General features: G+C 57.2%; 28 protein-coding genes and 2 tRNA genes. 4 read left to right on the top strand and 26 right to left on the bottom strand.

The window, feature by feature from the left end; all coding sequences use genetic code 11:
* Positions 1 to 89 precede the first annotated feature (89 nt).
* From IE151_RS16855 to IE151_RS16830, 6 genes are all read right to left on the bottom strand, one after another.
* Positions 90 to 986 (bottom strand): dihydrodipicolinate synthase family protein, encoded by an 897-nt coding sequence (locus IE151_RS16855; RefSeq protein ID WP_189492897.1) that lies wholly within the window; start codon positions 984 to 986, stop codon positions 90 to 92.
* A 9-nt stretch (positions 987 to 995) separates the two neighbouring features.
* Positions 996 to 2,735: an L-arabinonate dehydratase gene (gene araD, locus IE151_RS16850; protein WP_189492895.1), complete on the bottom strand. Its 1,740-nt coding sequence runs from the start codon at positions 2,733 to 2,735 to the stop codon at positions 996 to 998.
* 46 nt (positions 2,736 to 2,781) lie between these two features.
* Positions 2,782 to 3,945: a mandelate racemase/muconate lactonizing enzyme family protein gene (locus tag IE151_RS16845; protein ID WP_189492893.1), complete on the bottom strand. Its 1,164-nt coding sequence runs from the start codon at positions 3,943 to 3,945 to the stop codon at positions 2,782 to 2,784.
* An 84-nt stretch (positions 3,946 to 4,029) separates the two neighbouring features.
* Positions 4,030 to 5,517, bottom strand: a complete 1,488-nt coding sequence (locus IE151_RS16840; protein WP_189492891.1) for a tripartite tricarboxylate transporter permease — start codon at positions 5,515 to 5,517, stop codon at positions 4,030 to 4,032.
* Positions 5,518 to 5,528: 11 nt separating this feature from the next.
* Positions 5,529 to 6,038, bottom strand: a complete 510-nt coding sequence (locus tag IE151_RS16835) for a tripartite tricarboxylate transporter TctB family protein (protein WP_189492889.1) — start codon at positions 6,036 to 6,038, stop codon at positions 5,529 to 5,531.
* Between the two features lie 51 nt (positions 6,039 to 6,089).
* Positions 6,090 to 7,028 carry a tripartite tricarboxylate transporter substrate binding protein gene (locus IE151_RS16830; RefSeq protein ID WP_189492887.1) on the bottom strand — a complete coding sequence of 313 codons (939 nt, stop codon included), beginning with the start codon at positions 7,026 to 7,028 and terminating at the stop codon, positions 6,090 to 6,092.
* A 273-nt stretch (positions 7,029 to 7,301) separates the two neighbouring features.
* Between IE151_RS16830 and IE151_RS16825 the strand changes: the two genes are divergently transcribed.
* Positions 7,302 to 8,012 (top strand): FadR/GntR family transcriptional regulator, encoded by a 711-nt coding sequence (locus IE151_RS16825; protein ID WP_189492886.1) that lies wholly within the window; start codon positions 7,302 to 7,304, stop codon positions 8,010 to 8,012.
* Between the two features lie 4 nt (positions 8,013 to 8,016).
* On the opposite strand, the gene IE151_RS16820 is transcribed toward IE151_RS16825, so the two are convergent.
* The 10 genes from IE151_RS16820 to IE151_RS16775 all read right to left on the bottom strand — a co-directional run bounded on the left by IE151_RS16820 (position 8,017) and on the right by IE151_RS16775 (position 14,548).
* Positions 8,017 to 8,649, bottom strand: coding sequence for an SGNH/GDSL hydrolase family protein (locus IE151_RS16820; protein WP_189492884.1), 633 nt, complete (start codon positions 8,647 to 8,649; stop codon positions 8,017 to 8,019).
* 329 nt (positions 8,650 to 8,978) lie between these two features.
* Positions 8,979 to 9,054: transfer RNA gene (locus IE151_RS16815), tRNA-Phe, on the bottom strand.
* A 183-nt stretch (positions 9,055 to 9,237) separates the two neighbouring features.
* Entirely contained in the window at positions 9,238 to 9,447 is a 210-nt protein-coding gene (gene yacG, locus IE151_RS16810; protein ID WP_189492882.1) for a DNA gyrase inhibitor YacG, read from the bottom strand.
* A 109-nt stretch (positions 9,448 to 9,556) separates the two neighbouring features.
* Positions 9,557 to 10,186, bottom strand: coding sequence for a Maf-like protein (locus tag IE151_RS16805; RefSeq protein WP_189492879.1), 630 nt, complete (start codon positions 10,184 to 10,186; stop codon positions 9,557 to 9,559).
* Between the two features lie 51 nt (positions 10,187 to 10,237).
* Complete coding sequence (gene infA, locus IE151_RS16800) at positions 10,238 to 10,456, bottom strand: translation initiation factor IF-1 (protein ID WP_189492878.1); 219 nt, start codon at positions 10,454 to 10,456, stop codon at positions 10,238 to 10,240.
* Positions 10,457 to 10,561: 105 nt separating this feature from the next.
* On the bottom strand, positions 10,562 to 10,981 hold the full coding sequence (locus IE151_RS16795; protein WP_189492973.1) for an arsenate-mycothiol transferase ArsC: 420 nt from the start codon (positions 10,979 to 10,981) through the stop codon (positions 10,562 to 10,564).
* Positions 10,982 to 11,043: 62 nt separating this feature from the next.
* Complete coding sequence (locus IE151_RS16790; protein WP_189492971.1) at positions 11,044 to 11,526, bottom strand: UPF0262 family protein; 483 nt, start codon at positions 11,524 to 11,526, stop codon at positions 11,044 to 11,046.
* A gap of 110 nt (positions 11,527 to 11,636) precedes the next feature.
* The gene (gene hisD / locus IE151_RS16785) at positions 11,637 to 12,929 is read right to left on the bottom strand and encodes a histidinol dehydrogenase (RefSeq protein WP_189492876.1); all 1,293 of its coding nucleotides are present in this window, start codon (positions 12,927 to 12,929) and stop codon (positions 11,637 to 11,639) included.
* Between the two features lie 41 nt (positions 12,930 to 12,970).
* Positions 12,971 to 14,263 (bottom strand): UDP-N-acetylglucosamine 1-carboxyvinyltransferase, encoded by a 1,293-nt coding sequence (gene murA, locus IE151_RS16780; RefSeq protein ID WP_189492969.1) that lies wholly within the window; start codon positions 14,261 to 14,263, stop codon positions 12,971 to 12,973.
* 99 nt (positions 14,264 to 14,362) lie between these two features.
* On the bottom strand, positions 14,363 to 14,548 hold the full coding sequence (locus IE151_RS16775; RefSeq protein ID WP_189492874.1) for a hypothetical protein: 186 nt from the start codon (positions 14,546 to 14,548) through the stop codon (positions 14,363 to 14,365).
* A 165-nt stretch (positions 14,549 to 14,713) separates the two neighbouring features.
* Between IE151_RS16775 and IE151_RS16770 the strand changes: the two genes are divergently transcribed.
* Positions 14,714 to 14,788: transfer RNA gene (locus tag IE151_RS16770), tRNA-Thr, on the top strand.
* Positions 14,789 to 14,843: 55 nt separating this feature from the next.
* On the opposite strand, the gene IE151_RS16765 is transcribed toward IE151_RS16770, so the two are convergent.
* From IE151_RS16765 to IE151_RS16750, 4 genes are all read right to left on the bottom strand, one after another.
* Positions 14,844 to 15,041 carry a Flp family type IVb pilin gene (locus tag IE151_RS16765; protein ID WP_189492872.1) on the bottom strand — a complete coding sequence of 66 codons (198 nt, stop codon included), beginning with the start codon at positions 15,039 to 15,041 and terminating at the stop codon, positions 14,844 to 14,846.
* Between the two features lie 584 nt (positions 15,042 to 15,625).
* Positions 15,626 to 16,624, bottom strand: coding sequence for a BMP family lipoprotein (locus tag IE151_RS16760; RefSeq protein WP_189492870.1), 999 nt, complete (start codon positions 16,622 to 16,624; stop codon positions 15,626 to 15,628).
* A 207-nt stretch (positions 16,625 to 16,831) separates the two neighbouring features.
* The gene (locus tag IE151_RS16755) at positions 16,832 to 17,716 is read right to left on the bottom strand and encodes a methylated-DNA--[protein]-cysteine S-methyltransferase (RefSeq protein ID WP_244636853.1); all 885 of its coding nucleotides are present in this window, start codon (positions 17,714 to 17,716) and stop codon (positions 16,832 to 16,834) included.
* An 84-nt stretch (positions 17,717 to 17,800) separates the two neighbouring features.
* On the bottom strand, positions 17,801 to 18,292 hold the full coding sequence (locus IE151_RS16750) for a DUF2244 domain-containing protein (RefSeq protein WP_189492965.1): 492 nt from the start codon (positions 18,290 to 18,292) through the stop codon (positions 17,801 to 17,803).
* 22 nt (positions 18,293 to 18,314) lie between these two features.
* Between IE151_RS16750 and nth the strand changes: the two genes are divergently transcribed.
* Positions 18,315 to 19,052: an endonuclease III gene (gene nth, locus IE151_RS16745; RefSeq protein WP_189492868.1), complete on the top strand. Its 738-nt coding sequence runs from the start codon at positions 18,315 to 18,317 to the stop codon at positions 19,050 to 19,052.
* On the opposite strand, the gene IE151_RS16740 is transcribed toward nth, so the two are convergent.
* From IE151_RS16740 to IE151_RS16720, 5 genes are all read right to left on the bottom strand, one after another.
* Positions 19,049 to 20,296, bottom strand: a complete 1,248-nt coding sequence (locus IE151_RS16740) for an NAD(P)/FAD-dependent oxidoreductase (protein ID WP_189492866.1) — start codon at positions 20,294 to 20,296, stop codon at positions 19,049 to 19,051. The genes nth and IE151_RS16740 overlap by 4 nt on opposite strands.
* Before the next feature lie 78 nt (positions 20,297 to 20,374).
* A complete protein-coding gene (locus IE151_RS16735) occupies positions 20,375 to 21,229 on the bottom strand; it encodes a metal ABC transporter permease (protein ID WP_189492864.1) in 855 nt (284 codons plus the stop codon).
* On the bottom strand, positions 21,226 to 22,092 hold the full coding sequence (locus tag IE151_RS16730; protein ID WP_189492862.1) for a metal ABC transporter permease: 867 nt from the start codon (positions 22,090 to 22,092) through the stop codon (positions 21,226 to 21,228). Before IE151_RS16730 ends, IE151_RS16735 begins: the two co-directional genes overlap by 4 nt.
* Positions 22,089 to 22,949 carry a manganese/iron ABC transporter ATP-binding protein gene (locus tag IE151_RS16725; RefSeq protein ID WP_189492860.1) on the bottom strand — a complete coding sequence of 287 codons (861 nt, stop codon included), beginning with the start codon at positions 22,947 to 22,949 and terminating at the stop codon, positions 22,089 to 22,091. Before IE151_RS16725 ends, IE151_RS16730 begins: the two co-directional genes overlap by 4 nt.
* Positions 22,946 to 23,857 (bottom strand): metal ABC transporter substrate-binding protein, encoded by a 912-nt coding sequence (locus IE151_RS16720; RefSeq protein WP_189492858.1) that lies wholly within the window; start codon positions 23,855 to 23,857, stop codon positions 22,946 to 22,948. The genes IE151_RS16725 and IE151_RS16720 overlap by 4 nt, the downstream gene beginning before the upstream one ends.
* A gap of 154 nt (positions 23,858 to 24,011) precedes the next feature.
* On the opposite strand from IE151_RS16720, the gene IE151_RS16715 reads away from it, so the two are divergent.
* Complete coding sequence (locus IE151_RS16715) at positions 24,012 to 24,452, top strand: Fur family transcriptional regulator (RefSeq protein WP_189492856.1); 441 nt, start codon at positions 24,012 to 24,014, stop codon at positions 24,450 to 24,452.
* 4 nt (positions 24,453 to 24,456) lie between these two features.
* Here the strand turns inward: IE151_RS16715 and ppk2 are convergent, their stop codons facing one another.
* Positions 24,457 to 25,377, bottom strand: a complete 921-nt coding sequence (gene ppk2, locus IE151_RS16710) for a polyphosphate kinase 2 (protein WP_189492854.1) — start codon at positions 25,375 to 25,377, stop codon at positions 24,457 to 24,459.
* Between the last annotated feature and the right edge of the window lie 119 nt (positions 25,378 to 25,496).

Below are 25,496 nucleotides of genomic sequence, written 5' to 3'. Positions count from 1 at the left end.
GTCATTGACGCTCTCTGACACTGGTCAAGCGCACCGACTCAATTCTCGCCAATCTGGAGCGGACCTAGATTGGAGCGGCAGCAATAGGCTCACATCTCTGGAATTTGTCGCAGGAATCTGTTCAACCGTTCTTGTTGAGCCATTGTCAGCGGCCACGCGGAAGGGGGACGGGTCGGACCGCAGTTTTGTCCAATGGCCTGAAGCGCTGCCTTCACGCCAGTCACGTTGGTGCCGTTGAGTTCCTCTGCCCTGACCGCCTCGAAGTCACTCATCCTTGCTATCAAGGCATTTGCGCCTGCGTAATCTCCTGCGGCAAGAGCTGCATGGATTGCGACCGAATGCTCCGGCCAAATATTGACGAGGCCGGACGTAAATCCCCGCGCGCCCACTGCGTAAAGGGGCGGAGCCCAAACCTCAGCCAGTCCACCTACCCATACGATCGAGGGATCGCAGGCGGCGATGGCGTCCGCCAATTTCAGCGGGTTGGGCGTTGCCCATTTCACCCCCTTCACACCTTCGACGGCGCAAAGTTCGGCAATGGCCTTGGTGCCGATCGTATCATTGCGCAGATAGAGCATCATGGGCAGTCCGGCTGCGTCAGACACGGCCTTAAGATAATCGACTGTGCCCCGGGGGGAAACGAATGGATCCGGGGGCTGATGAACCATCAACGCCGTAGCGCCTGCCTTGGCGGAAGCTTCCGCAAGACGGCAGGCGTCCCGAATACCTCGACCGACACCCGCCAGGACCGGTGCACGGCCATCCACCATGGCGACCACTTCCCGTACCATTGTGCAGGCCTCGTCGGTCGTCAGGGCATAGAATTCACCCGTATTGCCGTTCACCACAGGCATGTGCATGCCAGCGCCGAGGGCCCGGTCGATGATCGGCGCGAGTTTTTGCGGTGCGATGTCGCCCGCATCGTCATAGGGCGTTACAAGAATTCCGGAAATGCCCTCGAGGGCTTGGTCAAGAGTGAGTGTCATGAAAAATCCTCAATAGATATCGGGTTCTCCGGCAGCGCGGCCAAAGCTGCGCTCCAGAAAGTCAAAGTCACAGCCCTTGTCAGCCTGGGTAACGTGCTTGGAGAACATCCACCCCCATCCGCGCTCGAAATGCGGAGCGGGCGGGACCCAGGCTTCGCGCCGGCGGGCGATTTCCGCCTCTTCCACAAGCATGTCCAGCCTGCGATTTGGCAGATCGAGGCGTACAATGTCGCCGGTCTTCAGCAGGGCCAACGGTCCGCCCACGAAGCCTTCCGGCGCAACATGCAGTACGCATGCGCCATAGGAGGTCCCCGACATCCGCGCGTCCGAGATGCGCAGCATGTCGCGATGCCCTTGTTTGATCAGGGCTTTCGGAATGGGGAGCATGCCCCATTCAGGCATTCCGGGACCACCCTGAGGCCCGGCATTGCGGAGCACCAAAACATGGTCCGGCGTCACGGCCAAGTTTTCGTCCTCAACGGCCTTCTTCATTTCAGCATAGCTGTCATAAACAAGAGCCGGGCCCTGATGGACATGGAACTTAGGATCACAGGCTGCCGGCTTGATCACCGCGCCGTCCGGACACAGATTACCGCGCAGCACCGCGAGCGAACCTTCTGCATAGACAGGGTTCGATAGCGGGCGAATGACATCGTCATTATAAACCTCGGCTCCCTCCAGGCATTCGCCCAGCGTCTTGCCGGTCACCGTCAGGCACGACGTATCGAGACGCGCGTCGATCTGCTTCATCAGGGCACGCAGACCGCCTGCGTAGAAGAAGTCCTCCATGAGATAGTCCTTGCCCGAAGGGCGGACATTGGCAATCAGCGGAGTGGTGCGACCGAGCTCGTCCAGCATGTCGAGATCCAGCGCGACACCGGCGCGGCGCGCAATCGCGATCAGATGGACGACCGCATTGGTGGAGCATCCCGTGGCCATGGCAACGATGGCGGCATTGTGTACCGCGGAGGCTGTGACGATCTTGTCGGGCGTTAAACCCTCCCATGCCATATCAACGACACGACGACCGCAATCGGCGGACATTCGCTGATGACCGGAGTCCACGGCCGGAATGGAAGAGGCGCCGGGCAGTGTCAGCCCCATTGCTTCGGCAATGGCGGTCATGGTCGAGGCGGTGCCCATGGTCATACAGACGCCTGCCGATCGCGCAATGCCACCCTGAATACCAAGCCATTCTGCATCGGAAATATTGCCGGCACGTCGCTCGTCCCAGTATTTCCAGGCATCCGAACCGGATCCCAGCACCTTGCCCGCATAATGTCCACGCAGCATGGGACCAGCCGGCAGATAGATGAATGGTACGCCAGCGCTTAAGGCACCCATCACCAGACCTGGAGTGGTCTTGTCACAACCACCCATCAGCACCACTCCGTCGAAGGGATGAGATCTGATCATCTCTTCGGCTTCCATAGCCAGCATGTTGCGGTAAAGCATGGAGGTGGGTTTGGTGAAGCTCTCATCCACGGATATTGACGGCATCTCAACGGCGAAGCCCCCCGCCTGCGCTACGCCACGCTTCACATCCTGCGCGCGTTCGCGAAAGTGGGAGTGACAGGGATTGAGTTCAGACCACGTATTCAGCACGCCAATCAGCGGCTTGTGCATGAAATCAGCTTCGGAATAACCAAGCTGCATCAATCGTGAACGGTGGCCGAAACTGCGCAGGTCATCCGGTCCAAGCCAGCGGGCACTGCGAAGTTCGTGGGGGGATTTTCTGTTCGATGTCATTGGCGACCTATCTGCAAGCTATAGCGGTTCAGGAGAAGCATCACCGTCAATGTGACAGGTAGCCAGCGCCATGAGCCGCAAGATCCCATTCGACCAGAGGCGCCCGCAGACTTTCCAGCGCGTCATGATCGAGCTCCATGCCAAGACCGGGACCAGTAGGTACAATCAGCCTGTTGCCTTCAAACCGGATGCGCTCTTTCACCACATCCTCAACATAGAGAAGCGGCCCCACGGTGTCGGAGGCGACGTGAAGGTCCGGCACCGAAGCGCCAAGATGAGCATGAGCGGCGCTCCCGATGCTGAGTTCCTGGGTGGTGCCGATAAGAACCCGTATCCCAGCCAGTTCGGCCAGCGCCATCAGCTTCTTAACCTGAAGCAATCCGCCGGAATTTACGGTAATATTGAACACATCGCAGGCACCGGCGCGGATCATCTGCATAGCTTGCGTGGCGGACGAGCAATGTTCCGATATTTCTACATCGACACGGCGGCGCAACTCCGACATTCCATCGAAATCTTCCCGCCAGCTCGGGCTTTCGATCAGTTCGAAGCCAAACTGCTTCAGACGATCATAGGCCCGAAGGGTGTCTTTCCAGTAATGACGCGCCTGAAAATCCAGCGCCTTGAGCATCACGCGGTCGCCGAAACGATCACGAACGGCTGCAAGGAATTTCTCATCCTTCTTGAAATCGACGCCTACATAGTAGCGGAAGCGAGATATGCCCTGGCCCAGCAGCTCGGCAATATAGCCAAGGTTCTTGTCGTAATCTTCCTCGGCTTTGACCTGAAACAGCGGGTAGCAAATCTCCATCGCATCACGGCTCTTGCCACCGAGAAGGTTGTAGACGGGAGTATTCAGCGCCCTACCCACAAGATCGTAACAAGCCATGTCGATGCCTGCGGCGATCTGGGACGCCGGCGTAAACGGCGGATAGCTCGGTGCAGATACAAAATAATTATGCAGATACTGCGCCATTTCCGTATGGATAGCCTGAATGGCAAACGGGTCGCGGCCAAGAACGATCTTCTCTATGCCCAACCGCACCGCATCCACATCCGGCATATACATCCGATAGCAGTCCAGATCGGAGATCTCGCCAATCCCCGTCAGCCCCTCGTCCGTATGTAGCTGAAGAATAAGATGCGAGCTGATCGACCCGGTACGGCGGTGGGTCTGGATGGGGGTCAAGGTGATGGAAGAAATTTTCATATGATATTCCGGTTTGCTTCCGCGTTTTCCGCGGAACGTTAAGCAGGATTGAAACGGGGCAAAGCCCACTGGCGCAGATTCAGGTCATGCTGCATGTTTGCGCCGCACGCGTACGGCGCTCCAGACGCTGAAGACGAAGAACAATGTCGCGAGGGCAAACAAACCTGCGGAGATCGGTCGCGTGACGAAGGTGCTCCAGTCCCCGTCCGCAAACATCAGCGCCCGGCGGAAGTTGGTTTCCAAGATTGTCCCCAGCACGAAACCCAGCACCGCGGGTCCCAGCGGAAAACGATATTTCTCCATGCCATAGCCGAGAATACCGAAGCCAAGCATGAGCCATAATTCGAAGGTGCGATATTCAGAGGCGTAGACGCCAACGACCATTAACAATGCCAGAATGGGCAGCAGATAGTGGCGCGGCACCATCAGCACCTTCGGGAACAGCCGAATTGTGCCAAGCTGGATAGCCAAGAGCATGATCGTCGCCAGAAAGAAGGCCGCATAGATCATGGCGATCAGATCCGGGCTAGTCTGGAACAGCATCGGCCCAGGTTGCAGGCCGTGGATGGTAAAACCACCGATCATGATAGCGGTAACGCCGTCTCCAGGAATGCCCAGGGTCAGTAGTGGAAGCAAGGCGCCACCGACAGCAGCGTTGTTTGCGGATTCCGGGGCGTAGATACCCGCAACACTCCCCTTACCGAACTCCTCCGGTTTCTTTGCTGCAGACCGCGCAGCGCCATACGCCACCAGATTGGCGGCTGAGCCGCCGATTCCGGGTAGAACGCCAATGCCAATGCCAATGGCGGCCGATCGCAGCATGTTGGGGATATTGGCTATGAATTCGGCGGCCTTGATCCCCTTGCCGATCAACTTCTTGCCACTCCGCATGGACACGGTGGCTGAGGTGCCGTCGCGCAACAGCTGCGAGACTGCAAACAAGCCGACCATGAACGGGATGATGCCAATACCCGCCATCAGATCGACATTGCCAAAGGTAAACCGTGAGGTTCCTCCGATTGGTGCAAAACCAACGGTTGCCAAGGACAGGCCTATGACGGCTGAAAGCAGCCCTTTGACGATGTCGGTTTCCGATAGAACGATCACTAGCATCAGTGCGGCAACTGTAAGTGCGGTGTATTCGGCGGGGCCGAACTGGATGGCATAACGCGCAATGACCGGCGCGAAGGCCACAAGCACGATCAGCCCGAGCATACCGCCGACAGCACTAGCCACCATGCCGGTTGCCAGAGCCTTGATCGGATATCCTTTCTGCGCCAGCGGATAGGCATCAAACGTTGTGGCGATGGAAGAAGGCGTGCCTGGAATGCGCAGCAGCGTTGCCGCTACAAGCCCGCCCGAGACGCCGCCGATGTAGGTACCGACCAACATGGCGATGCCGGTATTCGGCTCCATGGCGAAGGTCAGAGGTAGCAGCAGCGCCAGAGCCATGGTCGCCGAAAGGCCGGGCAGCGCTCCAAAGATCAAGCCGATGCAGACGCCCAGAGCCATCAGCGCCAGAGTGTTCAATTCGAGCAAAATGCCAAAGCTGGAAAGAAAATGATCGAACATGAAGCGCTCCGTCAACCGATCCAGACACCGGGAATTGTCAGACCTAGAAGGCCGTTGAGAACATATCCGACGGCTAGGGAGACGCTAATTGAAAGAAGCGAGGCCCGCAGCAGGTGGATACGGCTGAATGGGCCCAGCAGCATCATGGCGGCGATCAGAAAAAGCACCGTGGAGAGCGTAAAGCCCAATCTCTCGAACAAGGCGATAAAGGCGACAAAAGAGACGCCAAGCAAGATCTGTCGAGTGCGGCTCGGGGCGGCGATACGTATGATCTGATCGTCTGCAGGAGCCTCTTCTTGCTCGCCTTGGTCCCGCTCAGCTGTTTCCAACAATTCTGCCTTGGGCCGGCGGAGCGCCAATATGAGGCCCAATACGGCCAGAAGCCCCCCGAGTACCTGTGGCAGAACCGCCGGCCCCAGATCACCACTTGATGCAAACGGTGCAGGTATAGTCATGCTGTAAGCCGCCATTGCGACACCCAGAACGGCAAGCACCGCGCCAATCATCCGATCTTCAGACATTATTTTCCCCTTGCATCAGGGACCAACAGCTGGTGTTGGCCCCTTATTGCATCAGTTGGCGAAATAGCTCTGCATCGTGGCATATTCGGTGTCCAAGAACTCCGCCGTGGCCGCAGCGTCGCGGAGTGCCAGCGTCTGGCCTTGCTTTTCAACGAGCGCCTTGAATTCGGGATCCTCACCCATCTGGGCAATAAGCGCTTCGATAGCGGCAATCGCAGCAGGATCCATATCCTTCGGCCCATAAACGGTCTGAACCAGAGGAAGCGAAATATCGATGCCCTGCGAGATGGTCGTCGGAATTTCCGGTGCGGTGACATCCGGCACTTCGTTCATCACAGCCAAAGCCTTCATCTGCCCGGCCGCTACATATTGCTTTGCGCTACCCACGCTCATCGAGATGACGTCGACCTGGCTACCCAGCAGAGCCGCCACGCGGTCGGATTCGGTACCAGCGTCAACGATCCGCATTGTTTCACCGGCTGCCACGTTGAGTGCCTGCGCCTTTACCTGCGTCGTGCCACCGAGCTGAGTGCCAATACTCATCGTATTTGGTTTGGCTTTCGCTGCTTCGATCAACTGGTCAAGCGTGTCGTACGGCGTATCCGCACGCACCGCATAGACCTCGTTGCTCTCGGTCACTGTAGCAACAGGCGTAAACTGGTCCCACTTAAACGGCGAATTGCCAGAGAGATTAGCGGTGTGGAACGCGGCATGGAAGAAAAGCAGCGTCGCCCCATCCGGGCTTGCTGTCCCAACTGTCTGTGCAGCCACGACGCCGCCACCGGCGGCCTGGTTGACCACGGCCGTTACAGCGTCAGAATTACGCTGGAAATACTCGGCAAAGATGCGAGCAGCGGCGTCGGTGCCACCCCCCGGATTGGCAGGAACAATGATCCGAACGGACTCGGTCGGATAATCAACCTGTGCGAGTGCCGCTTGCGGCACAAAAGGCAGAGCTGCGCAAAGCAGCGTTTTCAGCAGTTTCAACATCAATTCCTCCTCAGGGACATCTCGTCAACATGGCTTGGGCACAGTTTTCCATCCGCAAGAAACGATGCGGGGGCCAATCCCTTTTTGGGATCGATCTCAGATGTCGGTAGGTCCTCCAACCCGAGGCAATTTGTACGAGCGCATAGTGGCCGATGTCAATGGTCTTACCAATATAAAGTTGATATACCTTTCGCGTGAGGGCGTCTTGCAGCCGAGTTCCATCGATGTGATATACTGATGCCGTAATGAGCCGCTCACATAGAAGGAGGCGTCATGTCAGGACAGTTCGATGGTCATCGAAGCGCCCCCGGTTCGCTGAGCGACGGGATTTACGAGCGTATCTACAAGTCGATCAGCGCAGGCGACTGGCCTGTGGGCACCAAGCTTCCCAGCGAAGTTGAGTTGGCAGTGCAGTTCGGCGTATCGCGACCCGTCGTACGCGAAGCGATGCTCCGGCTGCGGATCGATGGACTGATTGAAAGCCGGCAAGGGGCTGGCACACGCGTTATCAGCGTGCCCAGCCGTTCGGTGATCGAGTTTGCCGAACCCGGAAGCATCGCAGATCTGCAACGCTGCTACGAGTTCCGGGTGGGGGTAGAAGGAGAAGCGGCTTATGTCGCAGCCCAAAGACAATCACGGGCCAAGATCACGGAAATCCTCGCAATCGTCGAAAAACTGCGGGTTGCCGCCTTGGAGATGAAGGACATCCCTGCCGAGGACGATATCGCGTTCCATGTGGCGGTCGCCGAAGCCACGGAGAACAGCTACTATTTCTCATCGGTGAAAGCAGCAACAGTTGCACTGCATGTCGGAACCAAAATAGCGCGCACGCTCTCGCATTCCACAGTCGGCCGAACCGCCCTCGTGTACGAAGAGCACAAACTCATTGTTGATGCTATCGCCACCGGCGATGCCGAGCAGGCACGATCATCCATGCGCGCCCACATCGAAAGCGCCAGACGACGCGTGTTTGTGGGCGCCTGAACGATCAGGTCAGCGCCTCGCGAACCGGAGCGACCAGGGCTGTACCAATGGCGCGTGTATTTGCAGCATCGAGGTGGACCCCATCGACATCGCTTGCCGTTGCTACGGTCGATGCATCAAAGAAGCTGCAACCCTGCGCTTGGGCCAATAGCCTGTAACCTTCCGCAAGTTTGAGAGATTCAGCGATGATCCGCCCGGATTGCGGTCCTTCGCCATTCGCGCGCTTGCACAGGTGAGGCGGGGATACCAACATGATCTTTGGTGCCTGCATGCCCCAGCTGTAAGGGAAGCTTCGAACTATCTCGACCAGCCGCGCCATGCCTGCGGCTGCGCCATGCGCGGTGGGGCTAATATAGGCCTTGAGATCGTTGGCGCCCAACATGATAATCACCAAATCCAGCGGTGAGTGGGTGGCGAGCAACATAGGTAGCGCGCGGGCACCATTGCGTTCGAAGGCAGCAGTGAGATCATCGAAGGCCGTGGTCCGCCCTCCCAGTCCCTCTGGAATGATGCGAAAGTCTTGCCCCAGCCCCCTGCCCAATGCGGACGGCCAGCGGTCCTCATAGAGATGGCGTCCACCTGCGACGGGATTAGTTCCCCAAGTCAAGCTATCGCCGAACGCCATAATCGTTTTCATATGTCTATCCCGTTACATGCTCATTGAGAGGTCGCGCCACGAATGGATTTTACTCGTTGCAGGCGCGGAAAAGCAACTCAGGTGGCTGGCGTCGCGATCCGGCCAAGCAGACAGGTGAAATAAGCTTCCTCCAGACCAGCAAGCGACAGCAGGAAGACTTTGGCCAAGTTTAAATGAGAAGTTTTGATATGGTGCCTGCCAGGACCGCGATAACCTGCCCTTGACGGAAAAGAGCAATTTTGCGGACTGTGCCAGACGTGTGCTAGCGTAATTCCAGCACAAGCGGGCTCAAAGAGCTTTCGAAAACACCAGTAATTTCAAGAAATTAGTGGTGCCCGGAGGCGGATTCGAACCACCGACACGCGGATTTTCAATCCGCTGCTCTACCAACTGAGCTATCCGGGCATCAGATCAGCCGGGATGGCCAATCGAAGGCTTGCCTTATCGGCGAAAGCGGGTGCGTTATAGCATGGCTTTGCGCGGTGTCCAGCGCGAATATTGGATAATTTTGTCAAATCGGCAAAGTTTTTGCACAGCTTCGGAAGGCGATGCCAGCTTCGCTCCATTGGACCCGCGAACGGCTTGAAATTACGAATCTTTTTCCGACGGACTGCTGGCCCCGTCCTCATCTTCATCGTCCCGAACCGGAATAATGTAAGCTCCCGTGAGCCACCTATTAAGATCCACCGCCTTGCAGCGCGGCGAGCAGAAGGGAAAGGTCGCGCGTTGCGAGGGCTTTCCGCACTCTGGACAAGGAATAGGCGCGCGCAGCGGCGTGATTTTATCCTGATCGCTCATGTTTTTTCACGCATTCTATAGTGTTCCGGCAGTAGCGCGGGCCGCATCACCTACAGCGGCAAGAAAAGAAGTACAACCTTCCTGCGCATCCGCACCAGTCAAGACGTTCTCAATCGGCAGCAAGCTTGTGCCAGCGGGAATGAGCACGCAAGCCCTCGCCCGCCAGAAGTGCTTCCGTCTCGTAAAGCGGCAAGCCGACAACATTGGTATAGGAACCGGCAAGTTTGACGACGAATGAACCCGCCAGGCCCTGGATGGCATACCCGCCCGCCTTACCCCGCCATTCACCGGAAGCGATATAGGCATCGATCTCCGTCCGCGAAAGCCGCTTGAAACGCAAGCGCGTCTCGACAAGGCGCTGACGCACCTTGCCGCCTGGCGTCACAACGCAGACGCCCGTATAGACGCGATGCGCCCGCCCCGACAAGAGCTCAAGGCAGTAACGCGCCTCTTCTGCTCTCTCCGCCTTTGGCAAAATGCGACGTCCGACGCTCACCACCGTATCTGCGGAGACGATGAATACATCGCTCACACTGCCCTCGGCTTTCAGAATCGTGCGCGCACGCTCTGCCTTCGCCATCGACAGACGCTTGGCGAGTGAACGAGGATGCTCGGCCTTCAGCGGGGTTTCATCAAGATCGGTCGGCAGGAGCCTGTCGGGTTCCAGCCCCACCTGCTGCAACAGTTCGATCCTGCGCGGAGAACCGGAGGCGAGGACAAGTCGAAAGTGATCGCTCATGGAAATCCTGACGGGCCTTGTGATGAAGGACGCAGTCGTAACGCGAGACGTTTACTTGAAACGGTAGGTGATGCGGCCTTTGGTAAGGTCGTAGGGCGTCATTTCGACCTGAACCTTATCGCCCGTCAGCACGCGAATGCGATTCTTGCGCATGCGGCCAGCCGTGTGTGCGATGATCTCGTGATCGTTTTCGAGTTTGACCCGAAACATTGCGTTCGGGAGGAGTTCCGTTACGATACCCGGAAACTCAAGTACTTCTTCCTTCGGCATTCCAGTCCTTTACCATTGACGATATGTTCGACCGGAAGGTCGAATTTTGCGGCAACCTATACGAAATTGAAGATCAAGGGAACATGGTTATTGTCACGCTCTCCGTCAAGAGCGAGAAAAGCGTTCGATCAGGCGCTTTTTAAGCGCGTTTCTTACAGCGCGATAGGCATCCAGGCGTTGTTCACGCGACCCTGTAACGGCTGTAGGGTCATCCGTTGGCCAATATTCGACCTCGAGCGAAAGATGCCTTGTCAATTCCATTGCCTGGTGATGCGCTTCCGGCGTCAGTGTGATGACCAGATCGAATCCCGTGTCATCCAGCTCATCCATAGTACGGGGCTGATGATTGCCGAGAGACAGCCCCGTTTCCTGCATCACAACGTCCACAAACGGGTCGCGTTCTCCCGAACGCACACCGGCAGAGGCAATATAGACGCCTGGCGGCAATATCTCGCGCGCCAGCTGCTCAGCCATCGGTGAGCGAATGACATTCATGCCGCAGAGAAAGAGAACAGAATGCGGCATGGGCTTCTTGTCTTCAGCGACGGCCGCATGTGCAGACGCCGCAATTTCCTGTGCCGCCATCATCAACCCCGCCAGTGCAGCACGCAGATCAGCGTGAAAAGGCGCCGCGCGGTCTGAAAGTCGATGTCTATCTTGCCGCTAAGACGCTCCATCAGCATATGCGAGCCCTCATCGTGCAGGCCGCGCCGCCCCATGTCGATCGCTTCAATCTGAGAGGGCGTCGCTGTACGGATCGCGTCGTAATAGCTTTCACAGATGGTGAAATAATCGCGAGCAATGCGGCGCAAGGGCGTAAGCGAAAGAATATGCGTAACGACTTCCGCTCCATCCTCGCGGGTAATAATGAACATGAGCCGCTTTTCGACAAGCGAAAGCTTGAGCCGATAAGGCCCTTCACCCGGATCATGGGCGGGCTGGAAGAAATTCTGCTCCTCGATCAGATCGAAAATGGCCACCGCCCGCTCATGCTCGATTTCCGGCGTCGAGCGCGCGATCGTCTCGTCGAGCTCGATTTCGATCAGCCGTGCGGTTTCAGCCTGCTCCATCTGTTCCCTGCCGGTCTCCCCCTTCGTCAAGGTAGAGCATTTAAGCCTTTCGGTGAAAAGCGAAAAGGCATTGGTCTTGCGCAAGCAAGCTGCTGCTCTTGCTCGGCGTGCTAAAGGTTCAGGCGTACGGCTACCGACCGCGCATGCGCGTCAAGCCCCTCGGCCTTGGCGAGCGCAATTGCTGCTGGCCCAAGCGCACGCAGCTGTTCTGGCCCGAGTTTCAGAACGGACGAGCGTTTAACGAAATCCAGCACCGACAGACCCGAGGAGAAGCGAGCGGAGCGCGCTGTCGGCAGAACGTGATTGGAGCCGCCCACGTAATCGCCGATGACTTCCGGCGTATGACGACCGATGAAGATCGCTCCCGCATGGCGCAGTTTTGCGGCGAGATTGTCGGCATTGTCGGTTGCGATCTCGACATGCTCCGCTGCAATGCGATCGGCAAGCGGCAACGCTTTTTCGAAATCATCGACGAGAATGATGGCTCCAAACTCGTTCCAACTGGCACGCGCGGTTGCCTCCCGCGATAATGTTGCCAGCTGACGCTCCACTGCTTGTGCAACGGCATCCGCAAATGCCGGGGCGTCGGTAATGAGGATCGACTGGGCTGCCGTGTCGTGTTCGGCTTGCGAGAGAAGATCGGCAGCAATCCAATCCGGATCATTCTTGTCATCTGCAATAACGAGAATTTCGGAGGGCCCGGCAATCATGTCTATGCCCACCTTCCCAAAGACCTGACGCTTGGCGGCAGCCACGTAGGCGTTTCCGGGACCGACGATCTTATGAACGGGGGCAATCGTCTGCGTGCCATAGGCAAGTGCGGCCACAGCCTGAGCACCACCGACACGATAAATCTCGTCCACGCCTGCTATATCGGCGGCAATCAGCACCAGCGGGTTGATAAATCCCTCGGGCGATGGCACCACCATGACGAGGCGCTTTACGCCCGCCACCTTGGCCGGAACGGCGTTCATGAGCACCGAACTCGGATAGCTCGCCGTTCCACCTGGCACATAAAGACCAACAGCATCAACTGCCGACCAGCGCGAGCCGAGTTCGACGCCGAGGTTATCGGTGTAGAAATCGTCTTTCGGCATCTGACGGCTATGATGGCTCAGGATGCGTTGATGAGCAAAACGCAGGGCCTCGACAGTGTCGGCATCCGCGTAGTCATAGGCAGAGCGGATATCTTCGGCGCTCACGCACAGGCCAAGCTGTTCCAGATCGGCGCGATCGAAGCGCTTCGTGTACTCGATAAGCGCCGCATCACCATCATGGCGCACGGTGGCGATGATGGCGCGCACGGCTTGGTCGACATCCTCGGAAACCTCGCGTTTTGTTGCGAGAAACGCCTCGAACGCCGTTTCAAAATCAGGAGCAGAGGCAAGAAGACGAGATGCCATGCGAGAATACTTTCACTGCTACGGGACGTGCTGGGAATGCTCTAGCCGGAAATGCGTTCAACGGTCGCGCCGCAGGCGGAAAGCTTGGCTTCCAGACGCTCGAAACCACGGTCCAGATGATAAACGCGATTGACCACTGTTTCGCCTTCGGCTGCGAGCCCCGCAATGACCAGCGATACGGACGCGCGCAGGTCAGTTGCCATGACAGGTGCGCCCTTCAACGCCTCGACCCCATCGACAATGGCCGTCTGGCCGCTCAATGAGATCTTCGCCCCGAGACGTGCCAGCTCCTGCACATGCATGAAACGATTCTCGAAAATCGTCTCGGTAATGTGGGAACGGCCCTTGGCCATTGTCATCAGGCCCATGAATTGCGCCTGCAAGTCTGTCGGGAAGCCCGGGAAAGGCTCGGTCGTTATATCGACCGGGCTGACTCCGGCGCCGTTACGGCGTACACGCACCCCTTCATTGGTCTGAGTGATCTCGGTCCCGGTAGCGCGCAGAACATCGAACGCATTTTCCAGCAGATCGCTACGCGCGCCGCCGAGCAGAACGTCGCCACCTGTCATGGCAACCGCCATGGCGTAGGTGCCGGTTTCAATACGATCGGGAATAACGGCATGACGCGCGCCGGAAAGCGAGGTGACCCCATCAATCGTAACGGTCGAGGTTCCCGCGCCGGTAATTTTTGCGCCCATGGCATTGAGACAGTCGGCGAGATTGACGACTTCCGGCTCACGGGCTGCGTTTTTGAGTACGGTACGGCCATTGGCCAGCGAAGCCGCCATGAGAAGCACATGCGTGGCCCCGACGGAAACTTTAGGAAAAGTATAGGCCGCGCCGATCAGACCGCCCCTTGGAGCGGTTGCCTCGACATAACCTGCCTCGATCTCGATCCTGGCGCCAAGAGCAGCCAACCCATCAATGAAGAGATCCACCGGGCGCGTGCCGATGGCACAGCCTCCCGGCAATGAAACACGCGCCTTGCCGCAGCGAGCCAAAAGCGGACCTATAACCCAGAAGCTCGCGCGCATCTTCGAAACGAGCTCATATGGTGCGGTCGTATCGACAATGTTGCGGGCGGTAAAATGGATGGTGCGCGAGTAGGTGTCACCTTGCCGTTCACGGCGTCCCGTTACCGAATAATCCACACCGTGATTGCCGAGAATACGAATGAGCTGCTCGACATCCGCCAGATGCGGGACATTGTCCAGCGTCAGCGTGTCGTCGGTCAGCAATGACGCGATCATCAATGGCAGTGCGGCGTTCTTGGCACCGGAGATCGGGATGATGCCGTTCAGCTTATTGCCGCCGACGATACGAATGCGATCCATGAATGCGAAGCTCCGAACCTGCTTCATGCAGGCTTCATTGTTGCAGTGTTAACGCCCGGTCTAGTTCATCCGGGAGATGGGCGCAAGGACAGGTAGTGCCTAGCCAGCATCCTCAGCGGGCTTTGTGCTTCCGAGAAGGCCTTCCGCTCGCGAATCGGCCTGCCCTGCACGACGTGCACGGGCTTGCGCCTTGCGTCGCTGGAGATTTGCGCGCAGCTGCTCGGCCAGACGTGCGGCCTTTTTGCTTTTGGCGTTGTCGCCATTATCGTGTTGCGTTTCAGACATGGAGCATCTCTCTTCTATCGGGACAAGCATATCAGTCGCAGCCATTCATGCGAAGTCCGACTGAATATCCAGGCCCGCTGTTCACTGGCAATTACTGGTCCGCTTATTATTTTGCCGAAATCGACTTGCCACGGCCATAAGTCTGTGGCAGAAGGCGCGGCGTTCGCTGCCGTAGCTCAGTGGTAGAGCACTCCCTTGGTAAGGGAGAGGTCGGTGGTTCAATCCCACTCGGCAGCACCAGAAAACTCCTCTCCCCATACTCACCGAAAAGCGCGAGCCTCAGGCGATCCCGACCTTATGCGTCGTCTGCACTCAGCCGGTCGGAAATTTCCCGGTACGGTTTTACCAGTGGATGTTGTCCTATTGCCATGACGGCTCCAAAGATCACGACCGCGATCAGCAAAGCGAGCAAACCATACTCGATCGCAATACCGCCGCGCTGATCTTTCAAAAAACGCCTAGCTCGGCTTTCATTCTTTGGAAGAGAGGCCATTTATCTCGCCGTTTCCACCGCATCGCCCGAAGCATGATCTTCAATGAGTCCGATGCGGCAATTCAAACTGTTGGCGCGGCCCTCGAATACTGGCAGACCACGCAATGGAGGCGGCTGACCGACTCGTCCCACGATCATCCCCGGGACAACCTCTTATCGCTTCCTTGAGATTCAGTGAAGCAGGACGCTCTAATTCGTGAATAGTCAGACCTGACGTGACGAACGACGCGCGCAAGCCGGCCCCGGGCCACGCATATAATGGCGTTCCGGACGATATCCGGAAAAGAGGAAGTCGTGGAAAGCTCTCAATTTAAGCGTAAACCAGCTGACGGTAACCATGGCTCGAACCTGATGAATTTTTTCGTTCTTTGAATGGCGTGCGTCTTTCGCACATAGTCCATAAGCTGCCCGATTGGGGCAAATTCCTGACATTGCGATGACAAGAAGAAGTATCGGGCATTTGCGTAAAAACAGCATTAATGTTTCCCTAATGCTTGTGTCTTTCCCGCAACAGAATGCAAAAAAGCCCACCCCTTCTCCGGGGTGGGCTTTTCTCGCTCTTCGGCATTAAAGCTGGACCAAAGTCAATCCTGATAGGGACACTTGTTGTCGGTCATGTAATCATGAACCACGAGTTCACCCGAGACGATCTGCGCCTGGATTTCCTCGGCCTTGACCTTCATCTCATCCGTAATAAGAGCCGCATTATTCTCGTCGAGAGCATAGCTGACGCCCCCCTCTTTCAAGCCAAGATTGGTCACGCCGGTCTTGAATTCGCCAGCCTGGCCAGTTTTGAGCGCGTCATAGACTGCCGTATCGACACCCTTGACCATAGAGGTAAGGACTTTACCGGGGTGAAGCCCGTTCTGATTGGAATCCACGCCAATGCCCAGTTTGCCAGCATCCGCGGCAGCCTGCAGTACGCCAATGCCGGTGCCGCCAGCTGCATGATAAACGACGTCCGAGCCCTGGTCGAACTGCGAGCGGGCGATTTCACCGCCCTTCGTCGGATCGTTCCAGGCAGAAGGCGTGTCGCCGGTCATTGTGTAGAGCACCTTGGTTGCGCCACCAGCCTTGGCTCCACCGACAAAGCCGCAACCGAACTTGCGGATCAGCGGAACGTCCATGCCCCCGATGAAGCCGACGGTCTTGGACTTGGAGGCCATCGCCGCCAATACGCCCACAATGTAGGAACCCTCAGCCTCCTTGAACACGATCGAACCGACATTCGGCTGCTCGACAACCGTATCGATCACGACGAAATGGGTATCTGGATAGTCAGGTGCGACCTTTTCAAGAACAGAAGCCCAGGCAAAACCCGCCATGACAATCGGATTGTTTTCGTCATCAGCGAAACGGCGCAGCGCCTGCTCGCGCTGAGAATCGTTCTGCAATTCGAAATCGCGGAACTCCACACCCGTTTCATCCGCGAACTTCTGCGCGCCATTATAGGCCGCCTCATTGAACGATTTGTCGAACTTGCCGCCGAGATCATAAATCACGGCCGGCTGGTAATCATCTTGAGCCAGTGCTGGCATGGTGAGCATGGTTGCCGCAAACAACCCGGTGAGAAGACGCTTCATCGAATTCACGTTCCCTGTTTTTCTTCGCTATTCGTTTCTGCCTGCTGATCATGATGATTCAGCAGCTTCCAGTCGCTGACGCGTGCTTCGCGCGATCAGTCAACCGCGGCGCGCCAGAGAGCAAAAGATGCCTTAAACTGGCACGCCGACGCAGAAATTTCATCTCAAATCCGCAAGATGCGCACAGGGAGTGCGTTCGATACGAAACTAGCCGGCTACACCCGCTTCCCAACCGAGAATCGCGCGCTTACGTGTCAGGCCCCAATGATAACCCGTAAGCGCTCCGGTCTTGCCAACAGCGCGATGGCAAGGAACGACGAAAGAGATCGGATTGGCACCAATTGCCGCACCGACTGCGCGACTTGCAGATGGCTTACCGATGCGGCTGGCAATCGCGCCGTAGGTCGTGGCCTGACCGAACGGAATGTCGAGCAGCGCCTGCCAGACCGATATCTGAAAATCCGTCCCGATCAGGACGACGCGCAAGGGACGGTCTGGCTGCCATGCCTCCGGGTCGAATATGCGAGAAACATAAGGCGCGGTGGCCTTGCTATCCTCGCGATACACCGCTTTTTTCCAACGGCGCGTCATATCGTCCAGCATCGCCCTGCGATTGTCAGCCCCGCCATCCGCGAAGGCTAGCCCGGCCAGGCCGCGATCGGTGATCATCGCCAGACATTCGCCAAAAGGCGAGGGATGAAAACCGTAGCGAATGATGAGCTGCGCGCCATGTACCTTGAAATCCCCCGGAGACATGGCCTCATGTGTCACAAAGAGGTCGTGCAGACGCCCAGGCCCGGACATCCCAAGTTCAAGCGAGGTTTCAAGAAGCGGAAGGCCATCTGCCAGAAGACGGCGCGCATGGTCGAGTGTCACAGCCTGGAGGAAAGCTTTCGGCGACAACCCTGCCCAACGCGTGAAGAGCTTCTGCAGACCGGTCGGCGTTTCGCCGACGCTTTCAGCCAGAACCTCCAAGCTGGGCTGGTCGCGGTAATCCAGGCTGATCTTCTCTATAACGCGACGGATCGTGTCGTAATCGCGCTCACTCGTATCGAGTTTCGTCAGCGTTTCCATGCGAACAGGAATGGTCATGATCTCTCCCCGCAGATCGAGGTTTACAAATTTGAGCCGAATCTGCCGCAAAGAAGCCTGCGCTGCCACCCGTTTCTTGCCACCTCAAGATTTCGCCCGGGCCAGCGCTGTCGCAAAATCTCGAGCGAATTCTTCACGCGCATGAGCGTTCAGGAACTGCCCGAGAATGAGATGCCTGTCCTTGCTTTCCAGATGCATGGCAGTGATGCCGAATTCCTCATGACGCGAAACGCGGAAGCGCGTCCAGAACGGATTGAAACTATACTCGCTAATCTTTCCTGACGGCTCCGTGCGACGCACCAGAAGCTTGGTGCGTGATAAAGAGACTTCTTCTGCCTGCTGCGCATCCCGGTAATTGGTCCGGAAAGCAAGATAGACCAGAATGACATCCAGGCCGAAGAAACCGAAGACCGGCCATGCCCCCAATTGCGCAAAGATGAGACCTGCCGCGCCCCAGGCGATGATGAGTGCCGCCATCAACAGCCCAAAGCCCTCTCGCCCCAAAGACCGATAGGGCGTCAATCGGGCCTGAAAAAACAGTGCTTCTGGATCGAATGCCGGGTTTGTATCCTGCATGTTGCGATTATATAGAAAGACCATGAACAAGCCTATCGTCAAACCGTCGCCACCAAAGCCGGCAGCCAGGAAGCCACGTCGCAAACGCAGTAAATACTCGCGCGAGGAGATTAGGGAAATCTTCCGCCGCTTCGCGATTCAACGCCCGGAGCCGAAAGGCGAGCTGGAGCATGTGAACGCCTTCACACTACTCGTCGCGGTGGCGCTCTCCGCGCAAGCAACGGATGCCGGCGTCAACCGCGCGACCCGCAAGCTTTTCGAAATCGCTGACACCCCCGAAAAGATGGTCGCACTGGGCGAAGACACTGTGGGCGAGCACATCCGTACGATCGGGCTGTGGCGCAACAAGGCCAAGAATGTGATTGCGCTTTCCAAAGCGCTGATCGAGAATTTCGGCGGTGAGGTTCCCCCCTCACGTGAAGCCATGGTGACACTGCCGGGAGTGGGTCGGAAGACGGCCAATGTCGTGCTCAACATGGCTTTTGGCGAACCAACAATGGCAGTCGACACGCATATTTTGCGCATAGGCAACCGCATTCATCTGGCCCCGGGCAAAACGCCGGAGCAGGTAGAAGACGAACTGGTGCGCATCATTCCGCGCGAGTTCATGCAACACGCCCACCACTGGCTGATCCTGCACGGACGCTATGTCTGCAAGGCCCGTAGGCCCGAATGCGCAAAATGCGTAATCGCCGACCTCTGCAAGTATGAGGACAAGGAGGCAACCACGCCTGCGCCGCTGGCGCCGATCGCGGCCTAGGCCGCCGCAGCGGCCAGCAACGCCTTGAGATCTGAGTGCTGATCACGTGCCGTCTCAACCGGAACGGCGATATTCTGCGCAATCAGACGGCGGGCCACCATGTGATCGGTCGCAGCATTGACGCTTTCAACGCAGACCAGTTTTGTGTCCTTGTAGAGAAAAGCAGAGAACTTCCCAGTCTCCGGATAGCCGCGCAGAACCACCTGATCATGACCATTCGCTAGGCCTGCTATCTGCAGGCGCGCACTACCCTGGTTCGACCAGAACCACGGCAGGTCGCGGTAGCTATCCTGCGCGCCGCCCACAAGGCGCGCCGCGACAAAGCGTGCCTGGTCGACAGCATTCTGCACCGATTCCAGCCGCATCATCTCACCTGCGAAAAAATTCGGGTAAACAGCGCAATCGCCAATGGCAGAGACCGAGGCGTCCGACGTCCGCAGCCAGGCGTCAACCACTATGCCATTATCCACATCCAACCCGGCCGCTTCGGCTAGAGCAGTTTCCGGCATAATGCCGGCCGCAACAACAACGGCATCGACTGAAAGAACCTGCCCTCCTGCGAAATGAACGTCGGTGCGGTCGGCATGGTGATGCAGTTGCTCGACGTTTGCATTCAGGTGCAAACGCGTGCCGAGCTTGTCATGAAAGGTCTTGAACCAGGCCGAAACAGGCTCGGAAAGCACACGGCTCATCAGGCGTGGTGCCGCTTCGAACAGATCGACCTCGACATCGCGCGCCCGCAACAGGGCGGCGACCTCTAACCCGATGAAGCCGCCGCCGATAATGGCGACACGGCTGAGCCTGTCGAGCACAGCAAACATCTTCCGGGCATCGGCAAGGGTGCGCAGCTCCAGAACTTGCTCGCGCACAAGCCCTGCCACAGGCGGCATACGGTTTTGCGCCCCCGTTGCAATGATGAGATGATCATAGTCGAGACGTGCGCCGCCACTGAGCGCGACCGTTTTCGTCTCGCAGTCGATGCTCTTTGCCTTCACGTTACGTTTGAGATCGATGTTCGAAGAGGCAAAAAAACTGTCCGCCTTCAACGGCAATCCGGCATCATCAGCGCTTTTCAGAAAGGATTTGGACAGTGGCGGTCGCTGATAAGGCAGATCCGGCTCATCGCCCACGATTGTGATGCTGCCTGCAAAACCCTTCTGGCGCAGCGCAGCAGCCGCTTCGATACCTGCATGGCCATGACCGATGATGACGATCTTTTCCGGGATTTCCGTATCCTGTGCCATGAGAATCGCGCCTGTTTTTATCTGTTCATGTCGGTTCCTGACATAAGCTTGGCCGCGTTGGAACACAACACAGGCAAATCAGGACGAGACTGCGATCTGCTTCTGAATTCGGGCCATTTGCAGGCGGTAGAAGAGAAGGGAGAAAATGAAACAGATCGTCATGCAAAGCACGATGGTTGGGGCCGGTGCGCTGTCTATATAAAAGCTGAGATAGATGCCCAGGATCGCGCAGAACCCCGCGATCGCCATCGCCGTCAGCAACATCGCACCGAAACGGCGTGTTAGCAGAAGCGCAATCGAACCCGGCATGATCAACAGCGCCACCGCCAGAATGATGCCCACACCTTTCAGTGCGCCGACGACAGCCAACGACAGCACGGCAAGCAGCCCATAATGCAGCAGACGAACCGGCAGGCCGATTGCGCGAGCATGCTGCGCGTCGAAACCATGCGCCATGAATGTCCTCCAGAAGAGGCCGACTGTACCAAAAACGATTGCCGCCATCACGGCGCTTTCAAGGACGTCGCCCCAGACGAGGCCGAGAATATCGCCAAACAATATATGATCGAGATGCACATCCGGTTTCACCCACGTGTAGAGCACGACGCCAAGGCCGAACATGCCGGAAAAGACGACTCCCAAAACCGTGTCTTCCTTGACGCGACTGTTTTCTCGCAGATACCCGGTCGAAATCGCGCAGAAAAGCCCGGCCAGGAATGCGCCGACTGCCAAAGGCAACCCGACCATATAGGCAATGACGATGCCCGGGAGAACCCCGTGGCTGATCGCATCCCCCATCAGCGCCCACCCCTTCAGAACGAGGAAGCAGGATAGCAGCGCCAGCGGCAGCGAAACCAGCAAGGCCATCAAGAACGCCTGCTGCATGAAAGGCAAATCGAAGGGAAGCCACGGGTCGGCAAGAAAGACGCTCATGCCTTTCCTCCGTCGATCAACGCTTCGCGCGCCTTGCGCCTTGCGGCGAGCAGGCCGTGCTTTGGAGCGAAAAGGAAGGCGATCAGGAAAACCAGCGTTTGCAGCACGACGATGATCCCGCCTGTCGCGCCGTCGAGAAAGAACGAGAGATAGGCGCCCAGAAAGCAGCTGAGCGCGCCGATCGTTACCGAAATCACGATCAGGCGCGGGAAACGGTCCGACAGAAGATAAGCGGTAGCCCCAGGAGTAACGACCAGTGCGACGACGAGGAAAGCGCCAACGGTCTGGAGAGCGGCAACCGTCGAGGCGCTCAACAAGATAAAAAAGATAAATTTCAATCGCGTCGGATTGAGTCCGATCGAGCGCGCGTGATTTTCATCGAAGAAGACGACCATAAGGTCTTTCCAGCGCAACCCGAGAATCATCAGGCTGACGAGAGCAATTATGACCAGTTGCACCGTATCAGATGGCGTGATCGCCAGAATATTACCCATGACAATGGTCTGAATATCGACGCTGGCTGGTGAAATCGAAACCATGAAGAGACCGATACCGAAGAAGGCCGAAAAGATGAGACCGATGACGGCATCTTCCTTGAGCTTCGTCTGCCCTGACAAGAAGAGCATGGCGCCCGCCGCGAGGCCACCGGAAAAGAAGGCTCCCACGGCGAAGGGCAGCCCGAACATATAGGCGGCGGCCACGCCCGGCACGATTGAATGGGAGAGCGCGTCGCCGATCAGCGACCAGCCTTTCAGCATCAGATAGACCGAAAGAAAGGCACAGACGCTGCCTACCAATGCGCCGACAAACATGGCATTGCGCATATAGCCATAAGCAAAGGGTTCGGCGAGAAGCGCAATCATTTCGTCTCGTCCTTACGATCGTAGAACACAAGCGGGCGTTCATCATCGGTCAGAACCGTCAATGCACGCGGATCTTCATCGTCATGTAGATCCGCGCCTTCCAGAATATGGTGACGCAACACACCGCCGAATGCCTGCCTGAGATTTTCCTGCGTGAACACCACTTCGGTGGGACCGCTCGCCAGCACGGTCCGGTTAACCAGCACGACACGATCACAGAAGCGTGGCACAGAACCCAGATTATGCGTGGACACAAGCATTAACCGCCCCTCCTCCCGCATTTCCTCGAGCAGGGCAATAATTGCATCCTCGGTCTTCACGTCAACGCCCGTGAACGGCTCATCCAGCAGGATAAGTTGCCCTTCCTGCGCCAGCGCCCGCGCCAGAAAGACCCGCTTCTTCTGACCGCCGGAAAGCTCGCCGATCTGGCGGGCGCGAAAATCGCTCATGCCTAAGCGGGCAAGCGCTTCTTCAACCTTCTCCCGATCCCTCCTTGCCGGACGCCGAAACATGTTCATGTGTCCATAGCGTCCCATCATGACCACATCCTCGACCAGAACCGGAAAGTTCCAGTCGACGTCTTCGCTTTGCGGGACGTATGCAACGATGTTCTTGCGCAGCGCGGCCTGAACAGGCGCGCCGAAAACCGACACGGAACCGCGCGCCGCCGGAACGAAGCCCATGATCGCCTTAAAGAGCGTCGATTTGCCGGCTCCGTTAACGCCAACGAGCGCGGCGATCGAACCACGCGGCAGCGAGAAGCTTGCGTCGCGTAACGCGGTATGGCCGTTGCGATATGTAACGGTGACATTATTGATGGAAAGGGCGGTCTCGCCCGCCTCCAGGCGTTCGATCATCTCGACAGACCTTCCACAATTGTTCTCGTCGTCACACTCATCAGATCGAGATAGGTTGGCACCGGGCCGTCGGCATCGCTGAGTGAGTCGACGTAGAGAACGCCGCCGTAATGCGCGCCGGTTTCGCGCGCAACCTGCTTCGCCGGATCTGCCGAAACGGTGCTTTCGGAGAAAACGGAGGTAATCTTGTTTTCCCTGACGGTGTCGATGACATGACGCACTTGCTGTGGCGTGCCTTGCGCATCGGCATTGATCGGCCAGAGATAAAGCTCCTTCAGGCCGAAATCACGGGCAAGATAGGAGAATGCCCCTTCGCTGGTTACGAGCCAGCGGCGTTCCGGCGGCAACGCCTCGACGCGTGCTCCGATCTCCGTCGAAAGCGCCCGGATTTTCTCGGAATAGGCGGCAGCGTTCTTTGCGTAGACATCCGCATTGTCCGGATCGTTTTCCGTTAGCGCCTTGCGGATATTCTCTACATAGATCAGCGCATCGGACAACGACATCCATGCGTGCGGATTAGGTTTGCCGTCATACGGTCCTTCGACGATCGGCATCGGGTGGACACCCTCGCTCAGGGTAGCACTTGGAACATTGCCCAGATTGCGGAAAAAGCGCCCGAACCATGCCTCCAAGTTCAAGCCATTCCACAATACCAGATCGGCGTGACGGGCACGCAGAATGTCTCCGGGGGTAGGCTGGTAATTGTGAATTTCAGCACCCGGCTTGGTAATCGACTGAACATCTGCCGCCTCGCCTGCGACATTCTGCGCCATGTCAGCCAGGACCGTGAATGTCGTCACGACTTTCAGTTTTTCTGCATGGGCATTTCCTCCCGCCCCCAGCAAGGCAAGGGCCAGTGCAGCAAGTACGAGGGGGTGACCGGGACGTGAAAGCAGAAAGAGACGCATGCAGGAAAAGCTCCGAATACTGACTCCTTTTAAGCTATGCATGGATTTCGTTGCCGTCAATGCAATTGCAAATTATTTGCAATAAAGAGCAGCCGACTTTACAGGAGCAGCAAATTGGCTGGAAACGCCGCGGCGTCTGGCGCATATTCGCGGGATGACGACACCGATTCTCATTGCGAACTACGAGGAGCTGCTGCGCAAGGCCGGCTTTCGTATCACGCGTCCACGTAAGATCATTCTGACAATTCTGACGGAAAGCGAAGATCATCCCGACGCGATCGAGCTGTTCCGGCGCGCCTCCAGCATCGACAAGAGCATTTCACTCTCGACGGTCTATCGCACCATGAAAATGCTTGAAGAAATCGGCGTTATTCATCGTCACGCCTTTGATGGCGGACCGGCACGGTTCGAACAGGCAAGCGATTCTCACCACGATCACCTGATCGATATCGAGACCGGCGACGTCATCGAATTCCATTCGGAAAAGATTGAGGAATTGCAGGAAGAGATCGCCCGGGCACTCGGCTATGACATCGTGCATCATCGCCTGGAGCTTTACGGACGAAAGCGCGCGCCGAAAAAAGGCGCGCGCTAGAGCTTTATCGAAGCGACAGCTTCATGAAATCGGAGCCGTCGAGAAGAATCTTTTCATCCGTCTTGCCTAGAACGGCGAGATCGCGACCTTCATAATCTATGGTCAGGAGGATGTGACGGATCAATTCGAGCCGTCCGCGCCGCTTGTCGTTGGCTCGTACGATCTTCCAGGGAGCGTGCTCGGTATGAGTGCGCTCGAACATGACATCCCGGAAGCGCGTGTAATCATCCCAGCGACCGATACCCTCCAAATCAATGGGCGAGAATTTCCACTTCTTCAGCGGGTCGTGAAAACGGTCATGAAAACGCTTGAGCTGCGTTTCCTGGCCGACATTGAGCCAGAACTTGTAGAAATGAATGCCATCGCGCACGAGCAACTCTTCGAACTTGGGCGCTTCCTGCAGGAAGGCTTCATGCTCTTCCGCCGTGCAAAAACCCATGACCGGTTCAACGCCGGCGCGGTTGTACCAGGATCGATCGAAGGTCACCAACTCTCCGTGGCCGGGAAAATGGGTGATGTAGCGTTGGAAATACCATTGCCCGCGCTCCGTCTCGGAGGGTTTGGGGAGTGCAACATTCCGCGCCGAGCGCGGGTTGAGATGTTGACGCAAGGCACCGATCGAACCTCCCTTTCCTGCTGCGTCACGTCCCTCGAACAGGATCATAAGCCGCGCCCCGGCCTTCTGGAACCAGCTCTGCAGCTTGACGAGTTCAATCTGCAAGGATTCAAGGGATTCTTCGTATATTTTGGAATCAAGCTTCTCGGAATAAGGATAGTCTCCGGCGGAAAGCTGACGATCCTTCACCCAGTCCGGCAAGCTGGGATCAGTTATGTCAAAACGACGCGCTTTCCCGTCGATCTTGAGTTTCACGATGGTCTTTTCCTTGCCATTGTTGGGTTTTTTCTTCGCCGTCTGTTTCGCCATAGCCTTCCCTTCCGCCACAAGCCCTGCAACTCCCAAGGGCAGGATGGCCGATTTCGCGCGAAGAATCGAGCATTTTGGAAAAATGCGGCGCGGCTGTAACAAAACTGCTTTAGTGACAG

It is taken from the genome of Limoniibacter endophyticus (assembly GCF_014652835.1).
Lineage (GTDB): Bacteria > Pseudomonadota > Alphaproteobacteria > Rhizobiales > Rhizobiaceae > Limoniibacter > Limoniibacter endophyticus.
The sequence above is the reverse complement of the archived record's forward strand: the minus strand, read 5'-3'. Positions and strand labels throughout refer to the sequence as shown.

Coding starts and splice junctions, on each gene's coding strand:
- yacG (WP_189492882.1), bottom strand. CDS start 9,447: ATGAGCGATCAGGATAAAATCACGCCGCTGCGCGCGCCTATTCCTTGT.
- murA (WP_189492969.1), bottom strand. CDS start 14,263: ATGGATCGCATTCGTATCGTCGGCGGCAATAAGCTGAACGGCATCATC.
- hisD (WP_189492876.1), bottom strand. CDS start 12,929: ATGGCATCTCGTCTTCTTGCCTCTGCTCCTGATTTTGAAACGGCGTTC.
- araD (WP_189492895.1), bottom strand. CDS start 2,735: ATGACATCGAACAGAAAATCCCCCCACGAACTTCGCAGTGCCCGCTGG.
- IE151_RS16720 (WP_189492858.1), bottom strand. CDS start 23,857: ATGCGTCTCTTTCTGCTTTCACGTCCCGGTCACCCCCTCGTACTTGCT.
- IE151_RS16855 (WP_189492897.1), bottom strand. CDS start 986: ATGACACTCACTCTTGACCAAGCCCTCGAGGGCATTTCCGGAATTCTT.
- IE151_RS16730 (WP_189492862.1), bottom strand. CDS start 22,092: ATGATTGCGCTTCTCGCCGAACCCTTTGCTTATGGCTATATGCGCAAT.
- IE151_RS16790 (WP_189492971.1), bottom strand. CDS start 11,526: ATGGAGCAGGCTGAAACCGCACGGCTGATCGAAATCGAGCTCGACGAG.
- IE151_RS16840 (WP_189492891.1), bottom strand. CDS start 5,517: ATGTTCGATCATTTTCTTTCCAGCTTTGGCATTTTGCTCGAATTGAAC.
- nth (WP_189492868.1), top strand. CDS start 18,315: ATGAACAAGCCTATCGTCAAACCGTCGCCACCAAAGCCGGCAGCCAGG.
- ppk2 (WP_189492854.1), bottom strand. CDS start 25,377: ATGGCGAAACAGACGGCGAAGAAAAAACCCAACAATGGCAAGGAAAAG.
- IE151_RS16750 (WP_189492965.1), bottom strand. CDS start 18,292: ATGCAGGATACAAACCCGGCATTCGATCCAGAAGCACTGTTTTTTCAG.
- IE151_RS16725 (WP_189492860.1), bottom strand. CDS start 22,949: ATGATCGAACGCCTGGAGGCGGGCGAGACCGCCCTTTCCATCAATAAT.
- IE151_RS16735 (WP_189492864.1), bottom strand. CDS start 21,229: ATGAGCGTCTTTCTTGCCGACCCGTGGCTTCCCTTCGATTTGCCTTTC.
- IE151_RS16830 (WP_189492887.1), bottom strand. CDS start 7,028: ATGTTGAAACTGCTGAAAACGCTGCTTTGCGCAGCTCTGCCTTTTGTG.
- infA (WP_189492878.1), bottom strand. CDS start 10,456: ATGCCGAAGGAAGAAGTACTTGAGTTTCCGGGTATCGTAACGGAACTC.
- IE151_RS16765 (WP_189492872.1), bottom strand. CDS start 15,041: ATGGCCTCTCTTCCAAAGAATGAAAGCCGAGCTAGGCGTTTTTTGAAA.
- IE151_RS16845 (WP_189492893.1), bottom strand. CDS start 3,945: ATGAAAATTTCTTCCATCACCTTGACCCCCATCCAGACCCACCGCCGT.
- IE151_RS16820 (WP_189492884.1), bottom strand. CDS start 8,649: ATGAAAACGATTATGGCGTTCGGCGATAGCTTGACTTGGGGAACTAAT.
- IE151_RS16795 (WP_189492973.1), bottom strand. CDS start 10,981: ATGCCGCATTCTGTTCTCTTTCTCTGCGGCATGAATGTCATTCGCTCA.
- IE151_RS16805 (WP_189492879.1), bottom strand. CDS start 10,186: ATGAGCGATCACTTTCGACTTGTCCTCGCCTCCGGTTCTCCGCGCAGG.
- IE151_RS16825 (WP_189492886.1), top strand. CDS start 7,302: ATGTCAGGACAGTTCGATGGTCATCGAAGCGCCCCCGGTTCGCTGAGC.
- IE151_RS16760 (WP_189492870.1), bottom strand. CDS start 16,624: ATGAAGCGTCTTCTCACCGGGTTGTTTGCGGCAACCATGCTCACCATG.
- IE151_RS16715 (WP_189492856.1), top strand. CDS start 24,012: ATGACGACACCGATTCTCATTGCGAACTACGAGGAGCTGCTGCGCAAG.
- IE151_RS16755 (WP_244636853.1), bottom strand. CDS start 17,716: ATGACCATTCCTGTTCGCATGGAAACGCTGACGAAACTCGATACGAGT.
- IE151_RS16740 (WP_189492866.1), bottom strand. CDS start 20,296: ATGGCACAGGATACGGAAATCCCGGAAAAGATCGTCATCATCGGTCAT.
- IE151_RS16835 (WP_189492889.1), bottom strand. CDS start 6,038: ATGTCTGAAGATCGGATGATTGGCGCGGTGCTTGCCGTTCTGGGTGTC.
- IE151_RS16775 (WP_189492874.1), bottom strand. CDS start 14,548: ATGTCTGAAACGCAACACGATAATGGCGACAACGCCAAAAGCAAAAAG.